Source organism: Deltaproteobacteria bacterium, assembly GCA_005879795.1.
Taxonomy (GTDB): domain Bacteria; phylum Desulfobacterota; class Binatia; order DP-6; family DP-6; genus DP-6.
The window spans coordinates 1-7,567 of the sequence record VBKJ01000122.1 but is presented as its reverse complement, the minus strand read 5'-3'; the positions used below and the strand labels follow the sequence as shown (position 1 = coordinate 7,567).

Sequence of the window (7,567 nt, the reverse complement as noted above, 5' to 3'; positions counted from 1 at the left end):
TCAAGGCGAAGCCGGGCGCCGTCCTCTTCATCGACGAGATCCACACCGTGGTCGGCGCCGGCGCGACGCAGGGCGGCTCGATGGATGCGTCCAACATCCTGAAGCCGGCGCTCGCCTCGGGCGAGCTCCGCTGCATCGGCGCGACCACCTACCAGGACTACAAGAGCCACTTCGAGCGCGACCGCGCGCTCGCCCGCCGCTTCCAGAAGATCGAGGTGGCGGAACCGAGCGTCGAGGATACCCACGCCATCCTGCGCGGGCTCAGGCCCCGCTACGAGAAGCATCACGGCGTGACGTACACGGACCGCGCGCTCCGCGCCGCGGCCGAGCTGGCCGCCAAGCACGTGAACGACCGCTTCCTCCCCGACAAGGCGATCGACGTGATCGACGAGGCCGGCGCCGCGCTCCGGGTGCAGCCCGCCGGCCGCCAGAAGAAGACCGTGCGCACGCGCGACGTCGAGCACGTGGTCGCCACCATGGCGAAGATCCCGGCGCGCACCGTCTCGGTCTCCGACCGCGACCGCCTGCTGACGCTCGACCGCGACATCAAGCTCCTCGTCTTCGGGCAGGACCACGCCATCGACACCGTCGTCTCGGCGATCCGTCTCGCGCGCGCGGGGCTCGGCCAGCCCGACAAGCCGGTCGGCTCCTTCCTCTTCGCCGGCCCGACGGGCGTGGGCAAGACCGAGGTGGCGAAGCAGCTCGCGTCCGCCCTCGGGGTCGAGTTCCTGCGCTTCGACATGAGCGAGTTCATGGAGAAGCACACCGTGTCGCGGCTGATCGGGGCCCCCCCCGGCTACGTGGGCTTCGACCAGGGCGGGGTCTTGACCGACGCGATCCGCAAGACGCCCCACGCCGTCCTCCTGCTCGACGAGATCGAGAAGGCGCACCCCGATCTGTTCAACATCCTGCTCCAGGTCATGGACCACGCCACGCTCACCGACCACACCGGCCGCAAGGCCGACTTCCGGCACGTGATCCTCATCATGACCACCAATGCCGGCGCGCAGGAGATGGCCGCGGCGGCGATCGGCTTCGGCGACCCGTCGAACAGGGACAAGGGGAAGAAGGCCCTCGAGCGTCTCTTCGCCCCCGAGTTCCGCAACCGCCTCGACACGGTCGTCGAGTTCGGCGCGCTCACGCCGGAGGCGGTCGAGCGTGTCGTGGACAAGTTCGTGACCGAGCTCGACGGGCAGCTCCTCGCCCGCCGCGTGACCGTCCAGCTCACGCCCGGAGCGCGACGCTGGCTCGCCGAGCGCGGCTACGACAAGACCTTCGGCGCGCGACCGATGGCTCGCCTGATCCAGACGGAGATCAAGCGCGTGCTCGCCGACGAGATGCTCTTCGGGCAGCTTCGCGACGGCGGGCGGGTCGAGGTCGACGCGGGGCCGGACGGGCTCGTGTTCCGCTATGCGCCGCTCAAGGCGCCGGCTCCTCCCGTCGACGCCGGCTGACGCGACCGTGACCCAGCGCAAGCCAGACATGCTCGGGCTGGCCACAGCCGCCGAAGGCCTGGACGCGGAGCTGTGCCGGTACGAGGCGCTGGCAGCCGGGATCCAGCGCGAGCGCCTCGACTCCGAGAAGAACCTGCGCCGCGCGGCGCGGGCGCTGAGCGAGCTGGAGGACAGCAAGGCGCGGCTCGGCGAGCACATCCGAGCGCTGGTGGGCGCGATTGCGACGGCGCGCGACCGCCAGGAATTGCAGTCGCGCGCCGTCCAGGCGCGAGCGGAGCAGATCAGGCAGCGGACGGAGAGCCTCGGGCAGCTGCTGGAACGATGGGCGGCGCTGGGCGAGGCGGCGGGGGAGGTGAACCGCCTGGTGGAGCGGGTCGCCGCGACGGCTCAGAACGCCGGAGCGGGGGAGCGCATCGACGTCCTGACGCTTCGCGAGATCGACGACCGCCTGGGCCGGCTCGCCGAGGACTCGGCGGAGCTTGCGCGAGCCGCCCAGGCCGACGAGTTCGTGGAGATCGGGACGCAAGCCGAATCGCTCCGGCTGCAGCTCCTTTCGGCGCGCAACAAGTTCAGGCTCCTCGAGCGCCACCGCGGGTCGGCAGACGAGCCGTAGCAGGCTGGCGAAGAGAGCCAACCCGAACGCTCCGCGCGAGCAGGCGAAGCAGCTCCCCGGGCTCGCAGGGCTTCGCCAGATGGGCCTGAAAGCCGGCTGCGAGCGCGCGCGCGCGATCGCTCGCCTGCGCATAGGCGGTGACCGCTACCGCCGGAGTGTCACCGCCTTGATCCACCGTGAGGGCGCGCACCTTTCGGATCAGCGCGTAGCCGTCCTCGGCCGGGAGCCCGATGTCGCACACGAGCACGTCCGGCCGCCAAGCGGCGAGCTTGCTGAGCGCTTCCGGCGCGCTGCCGACCGCTGCAACGATGGCGCCCGCCTGGGACACGATCGCGGAAAGCGCTTCCCGCGTGTCCGTCTCGTCCTCGACCACGAGCACGCGCATCCCGTCGAGGCCGCACGGGGCCTCCGCCGGCCGGGTCGCCTCGACGACGGCGGCGCTTCCGGGTGCCGGGAGCTGCTCCTCGTGACGGGTGGTGAGCGGGAGGCTCACCACGATGGTGGCGCCCCGCCCTTCGCCGGCGCTCAGCGCGGCGACGTTTCCCCCGTGTAGCTCGACGAGGTGACGCACGATGGCGAGCCCCAGGCCGAGCCCGCCGCTGGTCCGCTTCGACGATGCGTCCGCCTGCCGGAAGCGCTCGAACACGTAGGGCAGGAACCCCGGCGCGATGCCCTGCCCCGTGTCGCTCACGCGCACCTCCACGTCCGAGTCCACGCGGCGCAGGTGCACCTCGACGCGGCCGCCGCGCGGCGTGAACTTGATGGCGTTCGAGAGCAGGTTCCAGATCACCTGCTGGAGTCGTTCCGGGTCGGCGAGCACCCGGCCGGTCGCCGGATCGAAGAACCGGGCGAGCGTGATCGCCTTCGCCTCCGCCGCGGCCGTGAACGAGTCGGTCGCCGCCTCGATGACGGGTCCCAGCTCGAGGGGACGGCAGTTGAGCTGCAGCTTGCCCGTCATGATGCGGGAGACGTCGAGCAGGTCGTCAACGAGCCGCGCCTGGGCCTTGGCGTTCCGGTCGACCGCCTCGATGGCCCGCGCCGCGGCCTCCGGGTCGAGTGCTTTCCGGCGCAGCATCCAGAGCCAGGAGAGCATCGCGCTGAGCGGGGTACGCAGCTCGTGTGAGACCATGGAGAGGAACTCTTCCTTGAGGCGGTTCGCCTCGCGCGTTTCGCTGAAGAGCGTGTTCTCGATAGCGATCGAGGCCATCTGCGCGAGCTGGACGAGGAGATCCTCGTCCTCCTGCGTCAGGCTGCGACCGGGATCGCCAAAGACCTCGATCAGGCCCATGTTCCGCCCGTCGCGGCTGGTGAACGGGGCCGCCAGGACGTCGTAGGTCCGCGGCCGGCCATCCCCGTGCCGATCGACGCGGAGACCGGCGTGGTGCGGGTGGAGCAGCCGGGTCGTGCGGTAGGCCCGGTTCGTCTCGGACACCACCGAGGAAACCGCCACGTCGATATCGTCTGCGTCCGGGATCGCGGACCCACCCGAGACCGCGCGGTGCATGCGGAGCTCATCCACGCGCGCCAGCGCCAGCGCCCGCTCCGCGCCGAGGATCTCGCGCGCGCTCGCGGTGAGCACGGAGAGCATCGCGTCGAGCGAGAGCGCGGAGTTGATGGCGAGCGAGGAGTCGGCCAGCCGGTGGAGCTGGGCCGCGCGCTGCCGCAGCGAGTCTGCCTGCCGCTTCACCTCCGCCGTGGCGCGGAAGAGCTCGACGAAGACCGACACCTTCGTGCGCAGCACGTCGGGCACGACCGGAGTCAGGATGTAGTCCACCGCCTTGAGTGAGTACCCCCGGGCCACGTGCGTCTCGTCGCCGAAGGCAGTGATGAAGATGATGGGCGTGTGTGCCGTCCTCGATCGTTGCCGGACGAGGGCGGCCGTCTCGAACCCGTCCATGCCCGGCATCCGCACGTCGAGCAGGACGACGGCGAAGTCCTGCGCAAGCAGACGCCGGAGCGCCTCCTTACCGGAGCGGGCCTTGACGATGTCGACGCGCAGGTCGAGCAGGATCGACTCGATGGCGACGAGCTTGTCCGGGCTGTCGTCGACGATCAGGATACCCGGCGCCTCCGGTGTCATGCCGTGCCCCACGGTGTCTTGGTCCACGTCCTCCAGGCCACTCCTAGTGGGACAGCCACACCCGGAGCAGCGAGAGGAGCTCCTCGGTGTCGATCGGCTTCGCGAGATAGTCGGATGCGCCGGCCTCGATGCACTTCTCGCGGTCACCCTTCATGGCCTTCGCCGTGACCGCGATGATCGGGAGGCTCGTGAACCCGGCCCCTTCGCGGATCGCCCGGATGGTCTCGTAGCCGTCCATCTCGGGCAGCATGATGTCCATGAGAACCGCGTCGATCCCGGGCAGTCCGTGCAGGATGCCGATCGCCTCCCGGCCGGTCTCGGCAGACACCACCGTGATGTCGTACCGCTCGAGAATGCTCGTCATCGCATAGATGTTGCGGATGTCGTCGTCGACGAGCAGCACCTTCTTGCCAGCGAGCGGGGCGTTCAGGTCGTGCAGGCGCTCGAGCACCCGCCGCTGCGATTCGGGCATGCGCACGACGGCGCGGTGGAGGAAGAGGGCCGTCTCGTCGAGGAGGCGCTCGGGCGCCTCGGCGTTCCTCGGGATGATGCTCTGCGCGAGCCGCTCGAGGCGTTCCTGCTCCTGCGGGGTGAGCTCTCGCGCCGTGCATACGATGAACGGGCAGGCCCCGAGCTCGGGTTCCTGACGCAGCCGCTCGACGAGCTCGACCCCGCCCACGTCGGGCAACCCGAGGTCGACGACGGTGCAGTCGAAGCGCTGACCTCTGAGGGCGGCGAGCGCCTCGCCCGCGGTTGCGACCGCCGTGGTGTGCACGTCCCCGTTCCCGATCAGCTCGACGAGCCGCTCGCGCTGGAGCGGGTCGTCGTCGATGAGCAGGAGGTTCTTCACGGGCCGATTGACGCAGTCCTCCAGCCGCGCGAGCGCCGCCTCGATCGCCTCGCCCGTGAGCGGCTTCACCGCGATGCCGACGGCGCCGCGGGCGAGCCTCTCGGGCTCCTCCTGGACCGAGATCACGTGCACCGGGATGTGGCGCGTGGCCAGGTCTTGCTTCAGCTGGTTCAGTATCCGCCACCCGTCGATGTCGGGGAGCCTGATGTCGAGCGTGATCGCATGCGGCTGGAGCCGGCGGGCGAGCGCGATGGCAGCCGCGCCCCGCGCCGCGACGACGGCCTTGAAGCCGCGGGCGTGCGCCTGCTCGAGGAGGACGCGCGCGAAGGGCGGGTCATCCTCGATCACGAGCAGGACGCGGTCGTTGGGTCCGATGTCGTGCCGATCGTCCTCGACCTCCTCCGCGGGGGGCTCGGCGCCCGCGGCGGGCCCCTCCACCGTGACCGCCAGGTGTGTGGCGGGCGGGCGCTCCGTGTCGAGCGCAGCGTCGCTCCCGCGGGCGGGGCGGGCGGCCGGGTGCAGGTGCGGGAGGTAGAGCTTGAACGCGCTCCCCTTGTTGGGGGCGCTGACGACCGCGATCTCGCCCCCGAGGACCCGGGCGATCTCGCGGCTGATCGCCAGGCCGAGCCCCGTGCCGCCGTACCGGCGGCTGGTGCTGCCGTCGGCCTGCTGGAAGGCCTCGAAGATGATCTGCTGCTTCTCGGGGTGAATGCCGATGCCCGTGTCGCTGACCGAGAAGACCACCACGGCCGGCGCCTCGTTGAGCACCTCGTTGTCCGGGTTCCATCCCTCGCGTGCGAGGCCCGCCCGGAGCGTCACACTCCCGTGCTCCGTGAACTTGAAGGCGTTGGAGAGGAGGTTGCGGAGCACCTGCTGCAGGCGCTTCGAGTCGGTGCGGAGGACCGCCGGCATGCGCGGGTCGGCCTCGATCGTGAAGTCGAGCGCGCGCGACTCGGCGACCGGCCGAAACGTCCGCTCCACGTAGTCGACGAGGTCCGCCACCGCGACGTCCGCGGCGTCGATGGTCACGGTCCCGGATTCGATCTTGGCGAGGTCGAGGATGTCGTTGATCAGCTTGAGCAGGTCGTTGCCCGCGGCGTGGATCGTCTTGGCGTAGTCGATCTGGCGGCGCGTGAGGTTCCCCTCGGGGTTCCCGCCGAGCTGCTCCGCGAGGATGAGGAGGCTGTTGAGCGGCGTCCGGAGCTCGTGCGACATGTTGGCGAGGAACTCCGACTTGTACTTCGAGGTGAGCGCGAGCTGCGACGCCTTCTCCTCGAGCGCCTGCCGCGCCTGCTCCACCTCCCGGTTCTTCCGCTCCACCTCGACGTTCTGATCGGCCAGCAGCTTCGCCTTCTCCTCGAGCTCGGCGTTGCTCCGCGTCAGCTCGCGCTGCCGGACCTGCAGCTCGGTGGCGAGGGACTGCGACTGCTTGAGCAGGTCCTCCGTGCGGGTGTTCGCCGCGATCGTGTTGAGCACGATGCCGATCGACTCCATGAGCTGATCGAGGAAGGCCTGGTGCGTGGCGCTGAAGCGGGCGAACGAGGCGAGCTCGATCACGGCCTTGACCTGGCCCTCGAAGATCACCGGCAGCACGAGGATGTTGAGCGGCGGCGCCTCCCCGAGGCCGGAGGTGACCTGGATGTAGTCGGGCGGCACGTTGGTGAGGAGGATCTTCTCCCTCTCCACCGCCGCCTGGCCGACGATCCCTTCGCCGAGCCGGAACTCGTTGCCGACGTTCTTGCGCGCCCGGTAGGCGTAGCTCGCGAGCAGGCGGAGCACCGGCTCCTCCTTGCTCTCCATGATGTAGAAGACGCCGTGCTGCGCCTCGACCACCGGGGCGAGCTCCGAGAGGATGAGCTTCGCGACGGTGAGCATGTCCTTCTGGCCCTGCAGCATGCGGCTGAACTTCGCGAGGTTCGTCTTGAGCCAGTCCTGCTCGCTGTTCTTGAGGGTGGTGTCCTTCAGGTTGACGATCATCTCGTTGATGTTGTCCTTCAGCGCCGCCACCTCGCCCATCGCCTCCACCGTGATCATCCGCGTGAGGTCGCCCTTGGTGACCGCCGTCGCCACCTCCGCGATGGCGCGGACCTGCGTGGTCAGGTTGGCCGCGAGCTGGTTCACGTTGTCGGTCAGATGCTTCCAGGTGCCGGCGGCGCCCGGGACGCTCGCCTGCCCGCCCAGCTTCCCCTCGACGCCGACCTCGCGCGCGACCGTGGTCACCTGATCGGCGAACGTCGCCAGGGTGTCGATCATGCTGTTGATCGTGTCCGCGAGTGCGGCGATCTCGCCCTTCGCCTCGACGGTGAACTTCCGCTCGAGGTCGCCGTTCGCGACCGCGGTCACCACCTTGGCGATGCCGCGTACCTGGTTCGTCAGGTTGCCGGCCATGAAATTCACGTTGTCGGTCAGGTCCTTCCAGGTGCCCGAGACGCCGCGCACCTGCGCCTGGCCGCCGAGCTTCCCCTCGGTGCCGACCTCGCGCGCCACGCGCGTCACCTCGGAGGCGAAGGAGCTCAACTGATCCACCATGGTGTTCACGGTGTTCTTGAGCTCCAGGATCTCGCCCTTCA

Annotated in this window: 4 protein-coding genes; 2 read left to right on the top strand and 2 right to left on the bottom strand. The window is 69.9% G+C overall.

Translation table 11 applies throughout. The annotated features are described in order from the left end of the window. Nucleotides 1-1,454 (top strand): AAA family ATPase (locus E6J59_06450; protein TMB21126.1); only part of this gene is annotated, 1,454 nt, incomplete at its 5' end. Between the two features lie 7 nt (nucleotides 1,455-1,461). Then, nucleotides 1,462-2,067 carry a hypothetical protein gene (locus tag E6J59_06445; protein TMB21125.1) on the top strand — a complete coding sequence of 202 codons (606 nt, stop codon included), beginning with the start codon at nucleotides 1,462-1,464 and terminating at the stop codon, nucleotides 2,065-2,067. On the opposite strand, the gene E6J59_06440 is transcribed toward E6J59_06445, so the two are convergent. Together E6J59_06440 and E6J59_06435 are read right to left on the bottom strand one after the other, a co-directional pair. Further along, nucleotides 2,024-4,174, bottom strand: a complete 2,151-nt coding sequence (locus E6J59_06440) for a response regulator (protein ID TMB21124.1) — start codon at nucleotides 4,172-4,174, stop codon at nucleotides 2,024-2,026. The genes E6J59_06445 and E6J59_06440 overlap by 44 nt on opposite strands. A gap of 16 nt (nucleotides 4,175-4,190) precedes the next feature. After that, nucleotides 4,191-7,567: response regulator (locus E6J59_06435; protein TMB21123.1), on the bottom strand; the 3,377-nt coding region annotated here is incomplete at its 5' end.